General features: G+C 39.0%; 12 protein-coding genes. 5 read left to right on the top strand and 7 right to left on the bottom strand.

The window, feature by feature from the left end; all coding sequences use genetic code 11:
* The first annotated feature begins 314 nt into the window (after positions 1–314).
* Positions 315–1364, top strand: a complete 1050-nt coding sequence (locus E2I05_RS19835) for a glycerophosphodiester phosphodiesterase family protein (RefSeq protein WP_165905435.1) — start codon at positions 315–317, stop codon at positions 1362–1364.
* A 452-nt stretch (positions 1365–1816) separates the two neighbouring features.
* Here E2I05_RS19835 and E2I05_RS19840 read toward each other — a convergent pair whose 3' ends face one another.
* Positions 1817–2017 carry a DUF6444 domain-containing protein gene (locus E2I05_RS19840; protein WP_121852332.1) on the bottom strand — a complete coding sequence of 67 codons (201 nt, stop codon included), beginning with the start codon at positions 2015–2017 and terminating at the stop codon, positions 1817–1819.
* Positions 2018–2476: 459 nt separating this feature from the next.
* On the opposite strand from E2I05_RS19840, the gene E2I05_RS19845 reads away from it, so the two are divergent.
* The 4 genes from E2I05_RS19845 to E2I05_RS19860 all read left to right on the top strand — a co-directional run bounded on the left by E2I05_RS19845 (position 2477) and on the right by E2I05_RS19860 (position 12648).
* Positions 2477–6958 (top strand): EAL domain-containing protein, encoded by a 4482-nt coding sequence (locus E2I05_RS19845; RefSeq protein ID WP_121852331.1) that lies wholly within the window; start codon positions 2477–2479, stop codon positions 6956–6958.
* Between the two features lie 12 nt (positions 6959–6970).
* Complete coding sequence (locus E2I05_RS19850) at positions 6971–9190, top strand: patatin-like phospholipase family protein (protein WP_121852330.1); 2220 nt, start codon at positions 6971–6973, stop codon at positions 9188–9190.
* 112 nt (positions 9191–9302) lie between these two features.
* Positions 9303–10442 carry an ISAs1 family transposase gene (locus tag E2I05_RS19855; protein WP_133309786.1) on the top strand — a complete coding sequence of 380 codons (1140 nt, stop codon included), beginning with the start codon at positions 9303–9305 and terminating at the stop codon, positions 10440–10442.
* A 133-nt stretch (positions 10443–10575) separates the two neighbouring features.
* Positions 10576–12648 carry a M13 family metallopeptidase gene (locus E2I05_RS19860; RefSeq protein WP_121855014.1) on the top strand — a complete coding sequence of 691 codons (2073 nt, stop codon included), beginning with the start codon at positions 10576–10578 and terminating at the stop codon, positions 12646–12648.
* 120 nt (positions 12649–12768) lie between these two features.
* On the opposite strand, the gene E2I05_RS19865 is transcribed toward E2I05_RS19860, so the two are convergent.
* The 6 genes from E2I05_RS19865 to E2I05_RS19890 all read right to left on the bottom strand — a co-directional run bounded on the left by E2I05_RS19865 (position 12769) and on the right by E2I05_RS19890 (position 19895).
* Positions 12769–13623, bottom strand: a complete 855-nt coding sequence (locus E2I05_RS19865; RefSeq protein WP_121855013.1) for a CheR family methyltransferase — start codon at positions 13621–13623, stop codon at positions 12769–12771.
* Positions 13611–16805 carry a response regulator gene (locus E2I05_RS19870; protein ID WP_121855012.1) on the bottom strand — a complete coding sequence of 1065 codons (3195 nt, stop codon included), beginning with the start codon at positions 16803–16805 and terminating at the stop codon, positions 13611–13613. The genes E2I05_RS19865 and E2I05_RS19870 overlap by 13 nt, the downstream gene beginning before the upstream one ends.
* Positions 16806–17037: 232 nt before the next feature.
* A complete protein-coding gene (locus E2I05_RS19875; protein ID WP_179952732.1) occupies positions 17038–17895 on the bottom strand; it encodes a putative bifunctional diguanylate cyclase/phosphodiesterase in 858 nt (285 codons plus the stop codon).
* 26 nt (positions 17896–17921) lie between these two features.
* Positions 17922–18374, bottom strand: a complete 453-nt coding sequence (locus E2I05_RS19880; RefSeq protein ID WP_165905570.1) for a GGDEF domain-containing protein — start codon at positions 18372–18374, stop codon at positions 17922–17924.
* A gap of 152 nt (positions 18375–18526) precedes the next feature.
* Entirely contained in the window at positions 18527–18712 is a 186-nt protein-coding gene (locus E2I05_RS19885) for a hypothetical protein (protein WP_133309821.1), read from the bottom strand.
* Positions 18713–18767: 55 nt separating this feature from the next.
* Positions 18768–19895, bottom strand: coding sequence for an IS4 family transposase (locus E2I05_RS19890; RefSeq protein WP_133309822.1), 1128 nt, complete (start codon positions 19893–19895; stop codon positions 18768–18770).

Here is a 19895-nt window from a genome sequence, read left to right on the forward strand (position 1 = left end):
TTTAGGATAATGAAAATATTATTTATAGTGAAGATAGTTATATGAAGTTTATGGTTTAGTTGCTTACGCAGCTTACATAGAAACGCATTATTATTGATTTGATTATCCTATATAATTCTACGACTTCTCAAATTTTGGTTTTTGATTTTTTTATTGAAATTCATTATGAAAAGTTCGATGTGCTGTTTTATATTTATAACCCAGCGCTACAGTGAAAAGAATTGGTCACAATGAATTCCAGTATTTGATCACTTTTAAGCTTTATATTTTGGCTTATGTTATTAATAAAAGCTGTTAAACGTAGAGAGCTTATTTTGAAATTAATCACTGCGATAAAGTTCACAAATATATTAGCCTTGGCCTTGGTTGTCTCTACACAAGTTGTAGCCAACGACAGATGTGCGTACTCCAACTCACCTCTTAAAACAAAAGATAAAATAGACATCTATGCCCATCGTGGTTTTAGAGCACTCGCCCCTGAAAACACTCTTATTGGCTATGAGACAACTCTTAATCTCGGTGTGGATGTAGTCGATATTGATGTCAATATGACAAAAGACGGTGTTTTGGTTGCCACTCACGATTATAAGCTCAACCCTCAATCAACTAAAGATAAGTTCGGTAAATGGATAAATCTGCCTATTGCAGTTCGCTCGCTAACACTAAAACAATTACAAACCTTCACTGTTGGTGAGTTGAAAACAAACTCACGGTTAAAAAAAATGTACCCATATCGAGTCGACAAAAAACACATCATCATCCCGACACTTGAGCAAGTTATCGATTTTGTACAAGCCAATAAACAAAGGCCTATCCGTTTTCAAATAGAAATGAAGACAGATCCTACAATCAGAAATATCACCGTTGCACCAAAGGTTATGGCTAAGGCCTTAGCTAAAGTGATCAACCATAAACAAATTACTGCAAATACTGAGGTACAAGCTTTTGAATGGGCCGCCTTGCTAGAGTTAAAAAAATTAGTACCTAAGGTGAAGACAGCATTTTTAAGCTCTCAATCCTACAGCCCTTATTCACATGCCGATCAAGTCTCTATTGGCGATGGGTATTTATGGACTGCTCCCTTAAAAGCCGCTGATTTTAGCTTTAATTATCCGCAAATGGTACATAAGCTAAATGGTGATTTATGGGAACCCTTCGAAATGGAACTGACTAAAAAGGCACTCAATGAAGCTCAGTCACTTGGGATAAAAATCGTTACTTGGGGTTGGACTGAACAGCAAGGCACCGATTTTAACTACGCAAAAATCCAACAACTTATGTGTTGGGGAGTGGATGGAATTATCACTGACAGACCTGACATTTTACGAGGCATGCTCGTTTCCCATGGTTTTCCTGTACCATAATATCACTCAAGTATTTATTGTTTATCAATTAATTATTTATAAAAAGTTAGATGAAGCCCACGTTTCGCACCTTGAATTAATTAATTTTCAATATTGATACAAAAGTCTCAATTAATAAGCTTTTACTGACAATAGATCACAAACTTTATAGCAATTAGATCACATACAGACTTCAAAATCATTGGCATGATGTAGCTTATTTTGTCAAAGAATTTATCGATTTTTATGGGTTCAACCTAAAAACATCAGTTGAACGCTGAATATACGAGTAACTGTTTGAGCGCAATACGATGATTTTATCATCATAGCTTTCACCCAATGAGTGAAGTGCTCTACGCTCACAAGCTTACGAAAATGACTGCTATTTGCGTTGTGACTTTTGCGAGTAGAATAACTACTTGCTGCAAGCTACGCCTTACTATCAGCCATTTTCTCTACGCCTGAGAACGCAGTCAACTGATGTTTCTAGGTTCAATACTATCAGGATTTTTGACCTGTCTTAACGTCGTGCCAATATGACCTTTTTGCCCGCCAGCCTTACTATTATTACGAGGCTTTTTGTCTTTATTATTGTCAGGGTCGGTTGATGGTGGCTTACTACTGTTTTTATTGTTCAAACCTAAGCGATTGGCAAGTATATGAATGTTCAGCACTCACCTGATGGGTGAATTAGGGTTGGGTTGGGTTGTTTAGTTTTGTATTTAACTTCAATAGATTAAAGCTAAATTGTGCGTTCAACCGATTTATTTAGGATCATGGCTTTCACCCAATGAGTGAAGTGTTCTAAGCTCACAAGCTTGCTAAAATGACTGCTATCTGCGTTGTAACTTTTGCAAGTAGAATAACTACTTGCTGCAAGCTACGCCTTACTATCAGCCATTTTTTCTACGCTTGAGAACGCAGTCAACTGATGTTTCTAGGTTCAATAAATATTTGAAAGTGCTTGCCACTTTCAAATAAAAAGCTTTTACTGTCTGGTAACATAAATTGTTAATATAAGTACGCTTAAATAAACAATCTTTAACAAGGATGACTGCACAAACGGCACGGAAAGCTGTGACATAAACAAAATCAGCCAAAAATTCCGAACTGGACGTGAGTACCCTACTGTTATGATACGAGTAATACACTTTGCTTTTTTAATCTTAAGTGGATTGTTAAGCGTTACATTTATCAGTGAAAGTAAAGCAGAAAAAGTTGTTAAGCGGGTTATTTCAGCTAACAATGGCCTGAATTCTGGCGTTAAAGATATCGCATTTGATGAAAAGGGTTTTGCTTGGTTCGCCACTGAAAATGGCTTGTATCGAGCCCATAATACCACGTTATTGCGGATTCATTCAGAGGATAAACACCAAGAATTAACCGATCAATTTTTCTACAAAGTGATCAGTATTGGCGATAACAAACTACTCACATCCAACTTTCAGCAAGATTATATCTTTGATATTACCACTAACGTTTTTACGCCATTAACTCACTTTGCGGCATTTACCGATTATCTTAGCATCAATATTACGGATGCTATACGCCTTAACAATGGCACTTTACTGATGCTAACCGATTCTGGAGATTTGATGACAATTGATGATCTCAATCAGCCAGCTACATCGATATTACAACTGGACGCTCCGACGAACTTTCCCTACAAAGGGATGACATTAATAGCGAATAATAAAGTTTTAGTTTATACCGAACATAAAATTGAACAAATCGACTTGTTCACCAAAAAAGTAATTCGCGAATGGAATTTTAGTGATAACACCATCAATCAAATAGTAACAGACGATAACCAATTGTGGGTTGCAAGTAACCGCGGTTTATTGCAGATCGATTTAACCCAAGAAGTCACCCTTGAACATCCACAATTTTCACAAGCTATATTTTCAGTAGCCACAGATCAAAATCAATTCTGGCTAGCCACAGAGCATGGTGTTTTTCATTGGCTCCCGAAAACGAATGAGATTATTCCAATTAACGATGAGTTAAAACGGACTGCTAACTTTACTCGTCCTATGAAAATTGCTATTGACGACTCAGGGCTCGCATGGATTTACGATGACGTGCTTGGTATTGCATTATTGCATAATCGACCACAATTTATACAAAATACCATTCATTCTGGTTATCAATCATCCATTTTTGAACAAGATATTTGGTCCATATATTCTACCAACAACGAGCTTTGGTTAAGCAGCAATAACAAGCTTATTCGTATTGAACACGCCAATCAGCAGCCACAGCCCATCACCATTCAAGGGTTGGAGGCCACCGATAGAATTTACGGTATTCAACCTTGGGATGATAAACACCTTTTGTTATTAACGACTCATGGGTTACATGTTTTTAATACCGCAACCATGCAAACTCAAAGTTTCTCTGCCTTGACGAATAGTGCTCCCGTTTTAGCAAACGAAACCATATTCAAAAGTACCTTTGATCCAATGGAAAAGCGTTGGTGGTTTGCGACATCGGCTGGCTTGTATTATTGGCAGAAAAATCAAAATCAACTGCTTGAATTTCCCCTTATCCACAATCCTAAGAATGTACTGTCTGTTCGAAGCGTATTTTTAGCTTCTGATAGAAAACTCTGGATTGGCGGCGAAAACATTTTTGGCTATATCAAAGATCAGGAGTTTGTTTCTCAATCAGCAGATTTGTTAAACCTAGACAGCCTACCGACAATATCTCATATTGCAGAACCAACACCTAATACCTTGTGGTTTGGCACCGCCTTTAAAGGGTTATTTGAGTATGAACAAACGACCCAAAAAACGACTTCACTTAATCAGCAATGGGGAACTCAGTGTGATAGTGTTTTTTTCATTCAACCTGCTAACAAACACTATTTAACAGGCTGTGATGAAGGTTATCTTATCAAATACAATACGCAAACAAAAACTGTCGCTTCCTTCGATGTAAATGATGGATTAATCTCTAGCGACTTAAATGAAGGCGCAGTATTTTATCACCCTAAACAAGGTGCCTATGTAGGGACTCCAGAAGGTGCCATGCTCATTGATGTTGAAAATATGCAACAGAGATTAGCTGAAGATGGCGTGTTTTTAGCGTCGACTGAAATCTACTATGATCACCATACTGAGATAAATTTATTACCTACTCATGAAATCCACATAAAACCTGATGTGCAATTAATTACCTTACAATTAGCCAGCCATGATTATTTAGATCAAAATTTGCCACACTTGCAATATCGACTGCAACGGGAAGGAGCCGAACCTAATAATGCATTAGTGTCGCTCTTTGGCCATTCACAACTCACTCTTTCAGGGCTTCAATCAGGCCAGTACCGATTAGAATTTTTTAGCGTAATCAATGGAGTAAATCAAACCAGTCTTCACCCATACATTTTTATCGTCGACGAGCATTGGTGGCAGTCTCAACAAGTGAAATCACTGGTGGTTTTTACGCTATTTATGTTTGGTGTTCTCATAGTAATTCGCCATCGTGCACGTACAGAGAAATTTAAAAGGTTAAATAGCACACTGTTTGAAACTCAAGATCGGCTCCATCAAGCCCTGAGAGGCAGCGAATCTGATTTATGGGAATGGCATGTTGATGATTTAAAATTGCACCTCGGCAATTACACTACAATTCTCCATCAAGGCTCAGATAAACTCGTTTATTCAATGGAAGAACTCAAAATCCACCCCGATGACCAACAAGTTTTGCTTGAAAAATGGCTGCTCATGGTTTCAGGTAAAGTAGACGTTTTTACTGCTGAGTATCGACAGATGGATAAACATGGGCAGTGGCGTTGGTTGCGCACCATAGGTAAACCAGTCAAACTCAATATCGACACCAAAAAAGTTGAAACTGTAGCCGGCATTTCCACGGACATCACTGAGTCAAAAACATTTGAAGATAAAGCGAATATACTCGCTCAAGCATTCGAGAACACTTCAGAGGGCGTGCTCATTTTCACCGCTAATGAGATGGTCACTGTGAGTAATGCTGCTGCACAAAAAGCGTTCAACAAAAACACCAAAACATTAATGACCATGTCGTTCAATGAACTCATTCAACAACATGCTCAACCAATTTCAATTAACACTTTATTGAATGGTTCGAAGTCATGGACCGGAGAGCTAACGTTAATAATCTCAGAGACTGAAAGTTGTCCAGTGTGGCTTAATTTATCTGTTATTCAGTCAAGTAATGACAGAGAGTCTCAATATGTGACTGTATTTTCTGACATCAGTGAACGTAAAGTCGCTGAAGCAGAGCTGTTACGCTTAGCCAATTATGATGATTTGACTGGGTTATGTAACCGTTCTGCCTTTTCTGCCACATTAAATCAAGCCATAAACGATGCATCAAAAGCCAACAATAGATTGGCATTATTGTTTTTAGATCTCGACCGCTTCAAGCACATCAATGACTCATTTGGTCACAGTATGGGCGATGAATTGCTCATTGAAGCCGCCCAGCGTTTATCTAACTGCCTACCCGATTCTGGCTTATTGTGTCGATTTGGCGGAGATGAGTTTGTGGTGTTACTACGAGACGCAAAAAACATGCGACTCATCAACAACATTGCCCAAGCCATGTTGGATCAAATTATTGCGCCATTTGAATTATTTGGTCGTGAGTTCTTTATCAGTACCAGCATTGGGATCAGTATTTGGCCTGACGATGCAAAAACGTCTGAAACCTTGATTAAGAACGCTGATATGGCCATGTATCATGCCAAAGATGAAGGCCGAGGTCGCTACCAATATTATTCATCCGACAGAAATCAACAAAAACTATACGCTCTGAAGTTAGAAAACGATCTGCGTAAAGCCATCAAAGCTCAGCAACTTGAGCTGTACTATCAGACCCAAGTCGATGTGTTATCGGATGATAAAGTTATAGGTATGGAAGCACTTTTACGCTGGCACCATCCCGAAGAAGGTTATATCAGCCCAGATGTTTTTATACCTATTGCGGAATCGAGTGGACTCATTATTGATATCGACCGCTGGGTGTTTGTGCAAGCTTGTCGACAAGTAGAAAAATGGAAGCAAAGGTATCAACAACCTTTTCGTATTTCGGTCAATGTGTCTGGGGATCATTTCAGGCACCCTGATTTTGTCCAGCATGTACAAGATATCTTGCGACAGAGAAATATTTGTGGGCAATATATCGGTCTTGAAATCACCGAAGGCGTCTTGATGAAAGAACTCGAAATGGGACAACGACATCTCAAACAACTTCGAGCACTAGGCGTAGAGATCTCTATTGATGACTTCGGTACAGGCTATTCATCTTTGGCCTATTTGAGAAACTTGTCAGTCAGCACACTAAAAATTGACCGTAAGTTCATTATTGATATCATCACTAACAAAGCTGACCAAGCGATTGTAAGCAGTATTGTTGAGTTAGCTCGTAATCTAGGGTTGAAAGTCGTGGCTGAAGGCATTGAAGACGTTGAGCAACTGGAACAGTTACTTCGCCGAGGCTGCTATTTAATGCAAGGTTACTATTTTTCTATGCCCAGCAACTGGAAAGTGATGCAGGCCCATTTAGATAATACCATTGGTCGACGTGAAACTCTGCCATTGAACGACCCGGAAATGGAATCAATTGGATAAAAGGATTTAACCATGTTCTCAAAACGCGTCTTTATAAGTTTCATCGCGTTACTCGCATTTTGTACAAGCGCTCAAGCAAGACCAAAAATCGGTTTAGTACTCAGTGGTGGAGGCGCTAAAGGGGCTGCACATATTGGAGTGCTAAAAATACTTGAGCAAAACAATATTCCTGTTGATTACATTGCCGGAACCAGCATTGGTGCCTATGTTGGTGGCATGTATGCCCTAGGTTACAGCGCTAACGAAATTGAACAATTAATGCTTCATTCAGATTGGAATAAAGGTTATTCGGATTCCATTCCAAGGCAGTCACTCAGCTACCGCGATAAACAACAACGAGATCAATTCAATGTGCCCATTTCAATAGGGCTCAACGAAGGACAAGTCGAAACCCCAAGTGGTCTTCTTCAAGGCCAAAATATGTCGATGCTGTTCCGCGATTCGACCAATCTTGTTCATGAATTTTCCAGTTTCGATCAACTCGCGATACCGTTTCGTGCGGTCGCCACTGATTTAGCCAGTAGCAATGCGGTGGTACTCGACTCAGGCAGTATGATTTTTGCTATGCAAGCATCAGCAACCGTGCCAGGTGCGCTAGAGCCAGCTAAATGGCAAGATAAATTACTCATTGATGGTGGCATCGCCAATAACATGCCCGTTGATGTGGTTAAAGCCATGGGCGCAGATATCATCATCGCCGTCGATATTGGTTCGTCACTGGCTCCTAAGAATGCTCTCACTAGCACCATTGCAGTTTTAAATCAGCTGTCAACGATTCTGACGAATGCCAGTACGGATAAACAAAAAGCCTTGCTCAGCAATCAAGATTTTCTAATTCGTCCAGTTGTAGGCCAAATGAGTACTACCGATTTCAGTATCTTACCCGAAGCGCTGAAACTGGGTGAGAGTGCGGCAACAATACTACTACCCAAGCTCAAGGCATTATCTATCTCTGACGAAAATTTTGCCAAATATGCCCTAGCAAAAAGCGATAAACGTAAGCAGTGGTTTGATCCAATCAAACAACCAGTCACACAAATAGTGCTCAATAATCATTCTACTACTAATGATTCTGTGATTTATGAACGCCTACAATTAAAGAAAGGGCAAGTTATCAGTCAAAAGCAACTTTCTAGTGCGATTGAACGAGTCTATTCGTTAAATGAATTTGAGCGTGTTAATGCTGAATTCACCGACACGGATGCAGGACGAATTTTAACCATCACCACCAAAGCCAAGTCGTGGGGACCGAATTATTTTCAATTAGGGCTCAATTGGGAAGACGATTTTAATTTAGGATCCAGCACTTCTGTTAGTCTGGCCTATACCTTAACCGACATTACAGATAATGGTGGAGAGTGGCGCAACGAGTTAAAACTTGGTTATGAAAAACTACTGGCTACCGAGTTCTATCAACCGTTAGATCTTAAGCAAAAATTTTATGCCAAGTTGCGTTATCAATTTGATAAAACGAATCAAACGATTTTTGAAAATAATGACGCCATTCTTGGGCTCGAACGCAGTACCAATCTGGCAAGGCTTGGAGTCGGTTACAATTTAACGCAAAACACCGAAATCGAAATCGGCTTTCGTGGACTGAAAGGAACCATTTCCAATAATGCGCTGTCTGATCAAGATGTTGACACCAAGGGGTATGGTGGTTACATCAATTTGGGTTACGATAACTTAAATAGCATCAGTTTTCCGACCGACGGAGACCGATTTACACTACAAGTTCGATTTGGCCGCGATGACGTTACACAAGGCAACGAAGACTTTTCATCTCATTTTACCCTGCATTATCTGGCGGATTGGAAAGGGGCGCTGAGTTTCGGCAACCACGGTTTTGTCGGTAAGCTCTCTCTGGAGACTCAAGATACCGACTTGAATGAATTAGTGCCCGAACCTGCTGAGCTTGGTGGATTTTTAAATTTATCTGGATACCATAAAAACTCACTCATCGGTAATCACAAAATATTCGGTGCTTTTATTTATCAATACGACTTAAGTAAAGACGTATTCGGATTAGATAATTTCCCTCTCTATTTAGGCGCAAGTATCGAAGCTGGTAACGTGTGGCTCAATAAAGACAGTGTCGATCTCGATGACTTAATTTACTCAGGCAGCCTCTATTTAGGTATTGATACGGAGCTCGGTCCAGCCGCGTTGGCCTTAGGATTTACCGATGATAACGAACATGCCATCTATCTATTCGTCGGTAAGAATTTTTAATATGTCTTACCTGCAGGTATAGGGCAAACGGGTCAAAAATAAGCAATCAAATTTGATCGTTTGCCAAACTATAGCGATCGTGGTTTATAATAGTCTTTGCTTGTTAATTTCTATGAAAACTACGACAATCAGCGACTTTTTTGATGGCCTACCCGACCCTCGTATGTCACGAACTTTACATCATCCTCTGATTAACATTATAACCATTACTCTATGTGCGGTTATCTGTGGCTGCGATAATTTCAATGCTATTGAAGAATATGGGAAATCGAAGAAAAAATGGTTCGAAACTTTTTTAGATATGCCTCATGGCGTCCCAAGCCATGATACCTTTAACGATGTTCTCAACCGCTTATGTCCTAAGGCTTTTCATGCCGCTTTTATAGCGTGGGCGCAATACCTTTGTACAATTGACGAAGATATCATTCCTCTTGATGGCAAGACACTGAGAAGAACTCTGGATAAAGTGAATGAAGTTCCAGCAATACATATCGTTAATGCTTGGTCAGTAAAAAATAATCTTTGCTTAGGGCAAATGAAAGTTGACGGTAAAAGCAACGAGATAACAGCCATTCCTAAGTTGTTAGAGCTCCTCGATATTAAAGGGGCAACCATTACCACTGATGCAATGGGTTGCCAGTTTAAAATTGCCGATAAAATCATTGAAAAAAAAGCTAATTATATTTTCGCCCTTAAAGGTAGCCAAGGTGAGTTCTTTGAAGATATCAAATTATTTTTAGATACAGAACTCGAGTCTAGATTTAAAAAAATTCACTGCGATATGTTTGAGGAAGTCGATAAAGATCACGGTCGAATTGAACAAAGAAAAGTTTGGGTCACGTCTGACGTAGAGTGGCTCAGAAAACGCCATAGTAGATGGTCAAGCTTAAACAGCATTGTAGTCGTAGAATCTACTAGGGAACAAAAAGGGATAGAGAAGACCATGGAAAGACGCTATTACATCAGTAGTCATTTGAAACCTAAAGCTGAGTTTATCTCAAATGCAATACGTTCTCATTGGTTTGTTGAAAATAAACTCCACTGGCAACTGGATGTAAGCTTTGATGAAGACTCATGTCGGTTAAGAAGTGGAAACGCAGCAGAGAATATGGCTATCATGAATAAAACAGCACTCAACATGCTGAAAAATGAGAAAACAGCAAAAGTAGGAATAAAAAGCAAACGTTTAAAAGCGGGCTGGGATGAAGAATATTTGATGAAGGTATTAACTGTGGGCAAACTGGCTGTCTAATTTAGACCCGTTTGCCCTACCTGCAGGTATTACTCATATTATTTTACAAAATTAAGCTATAGATCTGCAGGTGATTTTGGTAGCGTTAACGGTTAACACTTTATCAAATTCATTATCGACATTAGGGATCAAAATGAAAAAAGTAAGCACACTCGCGCTAAGTATCGCGTTCAGCCTAGGACTCGCGTCTTGCGGTTCTGAGCAATCAGCAGAAACAAAAGTCGCGGCTACTCCAGTTAGCACTGAAAAAGCAATATCAGGTGTTGAATTAGCAAACTTTGATAAAGCTGTACGTCCTCAAGACGATTTTTATTACAGTGTAAATGGCACTTGGTTGAAAGACACCCCTATTCCTGCAGATAAATCCAACTATGGCGCATTTTCTGTGCTTTACGAGCAAAGCCAGCAAGCGCTGAAAAAGATTATCGAAGATACGGCAGCCAAGCCAAACAAAGCTGCTGGTTCGAGTGAACAAAAAGTCGGTGATTTTTATACCAGCTATATGAATACCGATAAAATTGAAGCTTTAGGCATTACGCCATTGACTGCCATATTAAGCGAAATTACTGCCGCTAAAACTCATGATGATATCGCGTCATTAATGGGTAAATTATTAGTCAATGGCACCAGCATTCCTTTTGGTTTTTATGTAAATAACGATGCCAAAAATTCAAGCCAGTATGCGGTGTATTTCTATCAAGCTGGACTGACACTGCCAGATCGTGACTATTATCTAAAAGACGATGAGAAATTTGTCGCTAACCGAAAAGCCTTGCGCCAATATACGCAAGACTTGTTAACACAAGCAGGTTATAAAAATGCCAAAAACGCGCCTGAAAGCGTTTTATCTATTGAGCATTTTATCGCTGAAAATCAGTGGGATCGTGTTCAAACTCGTGACGCAAACAAACGTTACAACAAACTGCAACGCGCTGAAGTCACCACACTTTTAGGTAATGTTAACTTCGAACAGTTTGCTCAAGCTTCTGGTCTTGGCTCAAACGTCACTGAAGTCATTGTAGGCCAACCTTCCTATCTTGAAGCCTTGGGTAAACAATTCAACCAGTTTTCTGTTGATGCATGGAAAGATTACTTAGCCTTCCATTTAGTTGATGGCTACGCTAATTTACTCAGCAAAAACTTTGAAGATTTAGCCTTCAACTTTCATTCTAAAACCTTACAAGGTATCGAAGAGCAGAAACCACGCTGGAAACAAGCCGTCGATGCAGCTAACGGTGTCATTGGTGAACTTGTCGGCCAAGAGTACGTTAAAGAAAACTTTAAGCCTGAAGCCAAAGCTCGTATGGAAAAACTTATCCATAACTTGATCAAAGGGTTCGAAGTCAGCATCAACGAACTTGAGTGGATGACGCCTGAGACTAAGGTCGCTGCACAAGAGAAACTTTCTAAGTTTACTTACAAGATTGGCTATCCTGATAAGTGGAAGGACTACACGAACCTAAGCATCAATGCTGACGAACTTGTTGGCAACTACTTACGTTATTCTCAGTTTGAATACAGCGAAATGCTAAATAAACTCGGGAAACCAATTGATCGCACTGAATGGCACATGACCCCGCAAACCGTGAATGCCTATTACAATCCAGTGATGAATGAAATTGTATTCCCAGCGGCTATTCTACAGCCTCCTTTCTTTAATATGGAAGCAGACGACGCGGTTAACTACGGCGGTATTGGTGCGGTAATTGGTCATGAACTCAGCCATGGGTTTGATGATCAAGGTTCAAAATACGATGGTGACGGGAATCTGCGCAACTGGTGGTCAGAAAAAGATCAACAAGAATTTAAAAAGCGCAGCCAACAACTGTCTGCACAATACTCTAAGTACGAAGCTCTACCGGGGAAATTTGTCGATGGTGACTTTACCTTGGGTGAAAACATTGGTGACTTAGGCGGATTAACCGTCGCTTATCGTTCATACCAAATGAGCCTAAACGGTGAAAAATCACCAGTCATAGACGGCTTTACCGGCGAACAACGTCTATTTATCGGTTGGTCACAAGTATGGCGTCGTAACTATCGTGACACTGAATTGGCTCGTCGTTTAAAGACTGACTCACATTCACCAAGCCACTTCCGCGCAATGGGTACACCACGTAATATCCCTGCATTCTATGAAGCCTTTGAGTTAAAAGAAGGCGACAAAATGTACTTACCTGAAGACCAGCGTGTCAAAATCTGGTAAACGTAAAGCTTGATTAAGACAGGCGTGCTGTCTAAAAAATTAGACTGGAACACGCCTAAAAAATACCGTAATCCATGTGGTTGCGGTATTTTTTAAGCTTTTATACCCGTACATTTTTTTCTAGAGGAGTTTCTTTCGATAAAGCCCTGCTTTGCGACTCACTAACACAAAGCTTTTCTCTGACTCATATAAATTAATATCTTCTTTTATTCCCGTAACTAAATACCCCCGGGAAATCAACGTATTCCTGATTACTTCCAATGCACTCAGCTTGGTTGTTTTTTCAAAATAAATAAAAACGTTTCGACATAATACTAACTGCGCTGAAATGAATTCAGGCTGCTGTATTAAGTCATGCTGTTCAAAAGTGATGTGTGACAGCAGCTCTTCACGCAATTTAACGCCATGTGACGAATAATCAAAATAATCGTCAAGACTATTTTGTCCATTAGATTGCTTATAGTTATCACGGTCTTCTTCTGTGGGTGGTAATTGCAATACGCCAGAAGTGGCTTGTTCTAGTGCGTTTGGACTAATATCTGTTGCATAAATCTGGGTATGCTTTAATAACCCTGCTTCCGATAAAAGGATGGCTAATGAGAAAGCTTCTTCACCATTTGCGCAACCGGCCACCCAAATTATTGGCCTCGGAAACGATTCTAAATATGAAAAAACTTCACTTGTAATGCGCTGAAAAACAACTGGATCACGAAATAACTGAGAGCAACTTACGGTTAAGTTATCAATCACATAATCACGGAAATGCTTGTCATCTATCACTCTAGGGATCAATGACGCAAGGGATTTCGTTTTCTGTAATGCCATTAATCGGCGCACTAAGCGCTTTAAAGAAGGCTCTGAATACTGACTAAAATCATGACCTGTAAAGCGCCGAATCGCTTCAATAAAAATATCAAATTCTATTTGTTGTTTGGCGTCCCATAAGTGTGCACTTGGTTCCGTTACGGTAGACAACGTTTCATTCGCTCCAACAATAGTGGGACATCAATTGGCTTAGGCAAATAATCATTGGCTCCTGCGGCTAAACATCTTTGTTTATCACTCTCAAAGTTGTTCGCTGTTAAAGTGATAATTGGCAGTGTTTTAAATTTCGCCTGCTTGCGAATATTAGATAACGTATGATATCCGTCATTCTCTGGCATCATGATATCCAAGCAAACAATATCAATTTTAGGAGACTCCTGTAAAAGCACTAATGCTTGTTTGCTGTTTAAAGCAATTTCAACGGACATATCGTGATTACGCAATACCTTGGCAAGTGAAAATGTATTACGCATATCATCATCAACAAGCAAAACTGTTCGTCCTTTTAGAGCACTATAATCGGCGTTTTCTGTAGACGTTGATTCACTCGCTACATCATTTTTAACAGAATAAGAAGGCTTAAATAACTGATTTGTTGCTTTTTCATTCATCAATGAGGTTAATTCTTCATTCAACCGTTCTTCAAATCGTGCAGACTGCATAATAATTTTATTCGTATATTTATTGATATCGAAAACTTGGCTGTCCGTAAATTCACTTGAGCTGCAAATAATAATGGGTGGCAATGCACGGCTTACACTGTTTGATAGTTCCGGTAAAATATCTAAAGCTGTCTCATCATCAATAACAAAATTCATCACCAAAGCATCATATCGTCTATTGTTCAACGCACTTGTTGTTTCCATACGATCTTTCGCTGAATCAACATTAACATTCTTTAATATCAAAGATGCTGTTATTTCAGCTGTCCATGGCTCGCCAACGACTAAAACTAAGAAACTATCTAGCTGGCTCTGAATGTTCGACGTGTCTGAAATAATATCAGATTTTAACTCTTCAACGTTTAACACAATATTTGTTTCAAGATCTGACGTCACCAACGGTAAAACTAATCTAAATGTACTGCCTTTTCCTTGTATCGTTTCAAGCTCAACTTCGCCATTTAGTAGTGACGCTAATTTTGTACTGATTGAAAGACCAAGGCCTGTGCCACCATATTTACGAGTCATCGAACTGTCAGCTTGCTGAAAAGCATTAAATATTTTCTCATGCTTATCTTTATGAATCCCAATCCCTGTATCTTTAACATTAAAATGAATTTGCTGTTGATCTAATTCATTGGTTGAACTCAATACTTCAACGGTTACATTCCCTTTGTTGGTAAATTTCAACCCGTTACCAATCAAATTCGTTAATATCTGTTCAACTTTAAGCCTGTCGCTGATGAAATAAGCTGGGGCATTCGAATTTATTATAAATTTAAATTCAATGCCTTTCTCTTTAGCAATGACGGAAAAGCGATCTTCGAGACATTGTTTGAATTCAGCCAACATTACTTTTTCTTGAGTAATATCCATATGACCGGACTCAATTTTTGACAAGTCCAAAATATCATTAATTAACGCTAATAAATGCTTACCACTTTGCTCGATGGTATTGGCGGAATAGACTTCTTCTTCGTCTAAATGCCCACTACTGTTTTCTTTCAACGAACCCGCTAAAATGAGCAAACTGTTTAAAGGTGTTCGCAATTCATGTGACATATTCGCCAAAAATTCTGATTTATAGCGGTTTGCGTTTTCCAGTTGCTCAGCTTTCTTTTCAATCTCTATTTTAGAGTTTTGTAATGATTGCTTTTGATCCTCTAATTCTTCCGTTTTTTTCACGAGCAAATCATTTGAGATTCGAAGCTCTTCTTGTTGCGTCTGAAGTTCTTCAGATAGAGTTTGAGAAGAATCTAACGCATTCTTCAAACTCTGATTAGCCAATATGTTTTCAAATGTAATACCGAGACTTTCTCTTATTCGCTCAAAAAACTCTTTTTTCACATCAGTAACATCGGTAAAAAAACCGAGTTCCAACACCCCTTTTAACTCATTTCTGTAGAAGAATGGAATGACGACAACATGTGTCACTGGGCTTTCACCGATTGAAGATTGAACTACCATGTAATCTTCAGGAATATCATTATAAATAATAATTTCACCATCTACCGCTGCCTGCCCAATTACTCCTTCACCTAGCTGATAATTTTTTTTATTCGCCATAGAGTCATAGTAAGAAAAGGTCGAAATATTTTGTAACTCTCCTTTTCCATCATCATGAACATTCTTTTTCCAAATATAAAGAGAGCCAATTTTTGCGCCCGAGTAATTCGCTAAAATAGAAAGAACACTTCGACCAAGTACATTAGGGTTCTGTTCTTTTCTTAAAACATCATCAGTTAGCGCTTGCCCTTGCTGAAGCCACGACTGAGCTTCAAGTTTAGCTCGATTTTTTTTCAAACTCTTATTCATTATGCTCAGAGATTTATACAGCCCATTGGCTTTGTCTTTGAATGAGTAGTGAAAATTTCCTTTGGTAATTTGATAAGCAATATCTTGTAATACTTGTGGCTCTTCTCCTAGAGGTTTAAGTATATAACGCACTAGAGCCCATGAGGTGGTTAAGGTAAATAACACAAGAAATAGAGACATAAAAATTAATACATTGAATAAAAATTTACCATCTTTTGAAAAGGTATCGACGGCTGACCTTGTTCTCACATTGAGCAGATTAAAAAACTCATCAACAGGTTTCATAATTCGATATTTTTCAAGATGATACTTATTATCGTGCATCATCATGGTCGCTAAGTCGTAATTAGTGCTATTTTTATCAAGAGAGGAATAAGGGCGGTTTTCTACCATATTCATTGCTATTGTTTCAATTTTCACCAATTCATTAGAATTATTTTCTGCAGTTTCCAATGCGGTAAACTCTTGTTGTGAAATTCCTTGTTCTTCCATTAACTTATGTAGAGATTTTGTCTCCCCATCTTGCCTTGGAGCAAAACCATTTGCCAATAAATCCCAGTAAATCCTCTCGTAGTGTTTTGGTCGTGGCTTATCACCATTGCGAATCGCAAGCACCTCAAAATAAAACTCTTTATATTTTTTATCACCTGTAACCACATAGGTGCGAGCAAAACGAGTAAGATCATCTGAGCTTTGACGAAGTTGATCGGCAAGTAGATATGATTCATAACGACTTTCGTAACTATCCAGTAATTTGTTTTTGTTTGCATCGATTAAATAAATCAATCCCAATAATGCAATACAAAAAAGCATCATAAATAAGATAATAAAAGCAACTACTCGTTTGATGGTCATGAACTTCCCTTACTCTTGGCTGCCACTTTTACCAATATCATTTTTTTAACCTAAATATATCAGTTGAACGCACAATTTAACTTTAATCTATTGAAGTTAAATACAAGATTAAACAACCCGAATTCACCCATCAGGTGAGTGCTGAACATTCATATACTTGCCAAAATCACCGCTAGCTGCGTTATAAATTTTGCAAGTAGAACCACTACTTGCTGCTATTCATGCCTTGCTATCAATAATTTTTTCTGCGTATATGAATGCTCCCAACCGATTTATTTAGGTTTAAATAAGCATTAAATTGTTCACTGTCGATTGCTTTTGAGAAGTAATAACCTTGGGCTAAATCACACCCTTCAGCTTTTAAAAATTCCCATTGTTCTTGAGTTTCGACCCCTTCAGCAATCACTTCGATGCCTAGTGCATGGGACATCATAATGATAGCTCTCACGAGTGTGTTACATTCATTATCATGTGGTGTATCAGTGATAAACGATTTGTCAATTTTCAATTTATTTACAGGGCATCGTTTCAAATAGCTTAATGATGAATATCCTGTACCGAAGTCATCGATAGAGATATCAACCCCTAAATCTCTTATCTCATGGAGCATTTTTTTTACTCTTTCAGTCTCTTCTAATAACAATCGTTCAGTTATTTCAATACACAAATTGTTATTTGACAGCTCCCCAGCTCTAAACAATCGTTTTATCTCAAGAAAAAGCTGCTCATTATTGAATTGAAGTGAGGATGCGTTGATCGATACTTCCAAATCAGAGTGCTGTTTTGCAAATGACATTGCAGAAGATAGCACCCACAACCCAAGTTCATTAATAAAACCATTACCTTCTGCAACTTGAATAAATTCTTCAGGACTTACGGTTCCTAATTCAGGACTATGCCAGCGTAATAACGCTTCTGCAGCGACAGTAGTCCCCGTCTGTACATCAACAATCGGTTGGTAATGGAGCGTTAATTCATTTTGAGTGTGTGCTTGTTTTAGCTTTTTTTCTAAAAGAATTTTTCTGAGTAACTTTTTATTCATTTCGGTGGAGTAAAATCGAAAAGTATTTTTACCGACCTTTTTAGCCAAGTACATCGCACTATCAGCACAGCTGATCAATGCGCTCGTCGTATTACCATGATCTGGATATATGGATACTCCGATACTCCGATACTCACACCAGCATTCATCACTCCATCTTTCCAGCTGATATCTTTCGATACTGATGTTATTAAACTTTGCAATTTGTTTGATAAGGCAATTGAATCTTCAATATCAGCCAAAACGATGACAAATTCATCGCCACCATAACGCGCTGCAATGTCAAAGCTTCTTATTTCTATTTTAAAGCGAGCCGAAACTTGTTTAAGAAATGAGTCACCTGCATCATGACCGAGTTCATCATTTATTTTCTTAAAACCGTCCAAATCAAGAAATAACACCGCAAAGCGATTATGACTTCGCATGGAACGATTAATTAGTTTATCGAGCTCTAAATGAAGTTGGCGTCTGTTGATTAAATGGGTAAGTGCGTCGTGTTGTGCTAAATACTCGATTTCTTTTTTCAACAGAAATTCGGCGTTTAATTTCTTGCTCCATATCGAAATTAATTCGCCACATGTTTAAAAAGATGTCGACTTTATGAAGCAGAACATTTGGATGGACTGGTTTTACGATATAATCGATAGCTCCACTACTATCAATGGCACTAACTTAAGAATTACTTATGATATACCTTAAGCCTACGTGCTTGCTTTCTTGAATGTTGTAACCTTGGTGTCGGTTTCGGTCGCCTTTTCTTTGCTCTCGGTTCTTTTCTCCCCGGGCGATTGCCAACGATATGCTCGCCGATAATATCTGCTATCACATCCAATAAAGTGTCAATGATCCCTTCGGTGGCTTGCAAAAGTAATATCTGAAAATCTTGTAATGCGTCATGTGCGGCTTTAAAACTTGCCTCTCTAGGCGATATTCCTTTTTTTTTCTGCCGCTCGGCACATAAGTGCCCTTATCATGTTGTAAACTAACAAATGAACATCAATTTCCTTACGCACCATATCTGGACTACCACACCTTAAAATATCCATTTTCATCATGGTCTTGATTGACCTAAAATCCAACTCGATATGCCATCGTGAAACGTATAAATCAATAATATCTTGCTTCGGATAGACTTCTTTATCCGTGAGCGTGGTAACAATGATACGTTTCTTTGTTCCTACCATTCTGACGATAAGCTCTTCTGGCACTTGAGCGTAATCCTCTGGGGTCATCCATTCTGGACAGGATGGACGAATTAGCTTAAATAAACCATCTCGCTTACCCAGCTTTTCTTCACAGGTTCTGAAATCGACATTTCTGGCTCCGTTTTTTTCGAAAACAGCATCAACGCCTAACCCCATTAGTCCTACAAGAACAAAGTAGTTTTCGAAATTAGCATCTCCCAGCACAATGTCACCTTGTTTCAAGTCTGACTGCATACTTCTTAATAGTGCCTGCTCGCCAGTACCTTTCCCTTTACAAGGTGAAACAGCCGAGTCAATGACTGCACCGCTACCCAAAGAAATTAACACTAAAATCCGCAGCTGAGGAAAGCCCAGCCCTTCTTTTTGTGATTTAGGTTGAGGGAATTGGGCTTGGTTCTCGTGCGTATCAGGCATAGATAGTGTTGAGCCGTCAGTTAATAGCACTCTACGACCATGCCATAAGTATTTCCCTTGAATCGCTTCATCTAAGTTTTTTCCTGATTTCTTCAATAGCGATTTAATTGACTCTGGAGATAACCGTTTTCTTGCTTTGCAGTAGGGACCTGTAATTGTGCTGTTTTTCTCTCGACCTATAGCAATTTGATCTCTAGCGTCACTGATTAGTGTGCAACGACAAGACTTGTTTTCACTGGCAACTTGCTTCATGAAAAGCGAAAGTGTGTGGCAGGCGGGATACTTGCGTACTCTTTGAGTATTATCTTTTTGAAAATCTTCTAAATCTTGCAGAGTGAGAATTGAAGAAAGTTCATTTTCTTCCGTTTGAGCAAAGCGACGTAACAATTCTGGGGCATCATTGAAGAATTGGCGAGTTGTAGTATTCAT

It is taken from the genome of Parashewanella spongiae (assembly GCF_004358345.1).
Taxonomy (GTDB): domain Bacteria; phylum Pseudomonadota; class Gammaproteobacteria; order Enterobacterales; family Shewanellaceae; genus Parashewanella; species Parashewanella spongiae.

What these genes read in the sequence shown, in the direction of transcription:
- E2I05_RS19870 (WP_121855012.1), bottom strand. Translation starts at nt 16,805, where the DNA reads ATGACCATCAAACGAGTAGTTGCTTTTATTATCTTATTTATGATGCTT.
- E2I05_RS19845 (WP_121852331.1), top strand. Translation starts at nt 2,477, where the DNA reads ATGATACGAGTAATACACTTTGCTTTTTTAATCTTAAGTGGATTGTTA.
- E2I05_RS19890 (WP_133309822.1), bottom strand. Translation starts at nt 19,895, where the DNA reads ATGAATACTACAACTCGCCAATTCTTCAATGATGCCCCAGAATTGTTA.
- E2I05_RS19855 (WP_133309786.1), top strand. Translation starts at nt 9,303, where the DNA reads ATGAAAACTACGACAATCAGCGACTTTTTTGATGGCCTACCCGACCCT.
- E2I05_RS19850 (WP_121852330.1), top strand. Translation starts at nt 6,971, where the DNA reads ATGTTCTCAAAACGCGTCTTTATAAGTTTCATCGCGTTACTCGCATTT.
- E2I05_RS19860 (WP_121855014.1), top strand. Translation starts at nt 10,576, where the DNA reads ATGAAAAAAGTAAGCACACTCGCGCTAAGTATCGCGTTCAGCCTAGGA.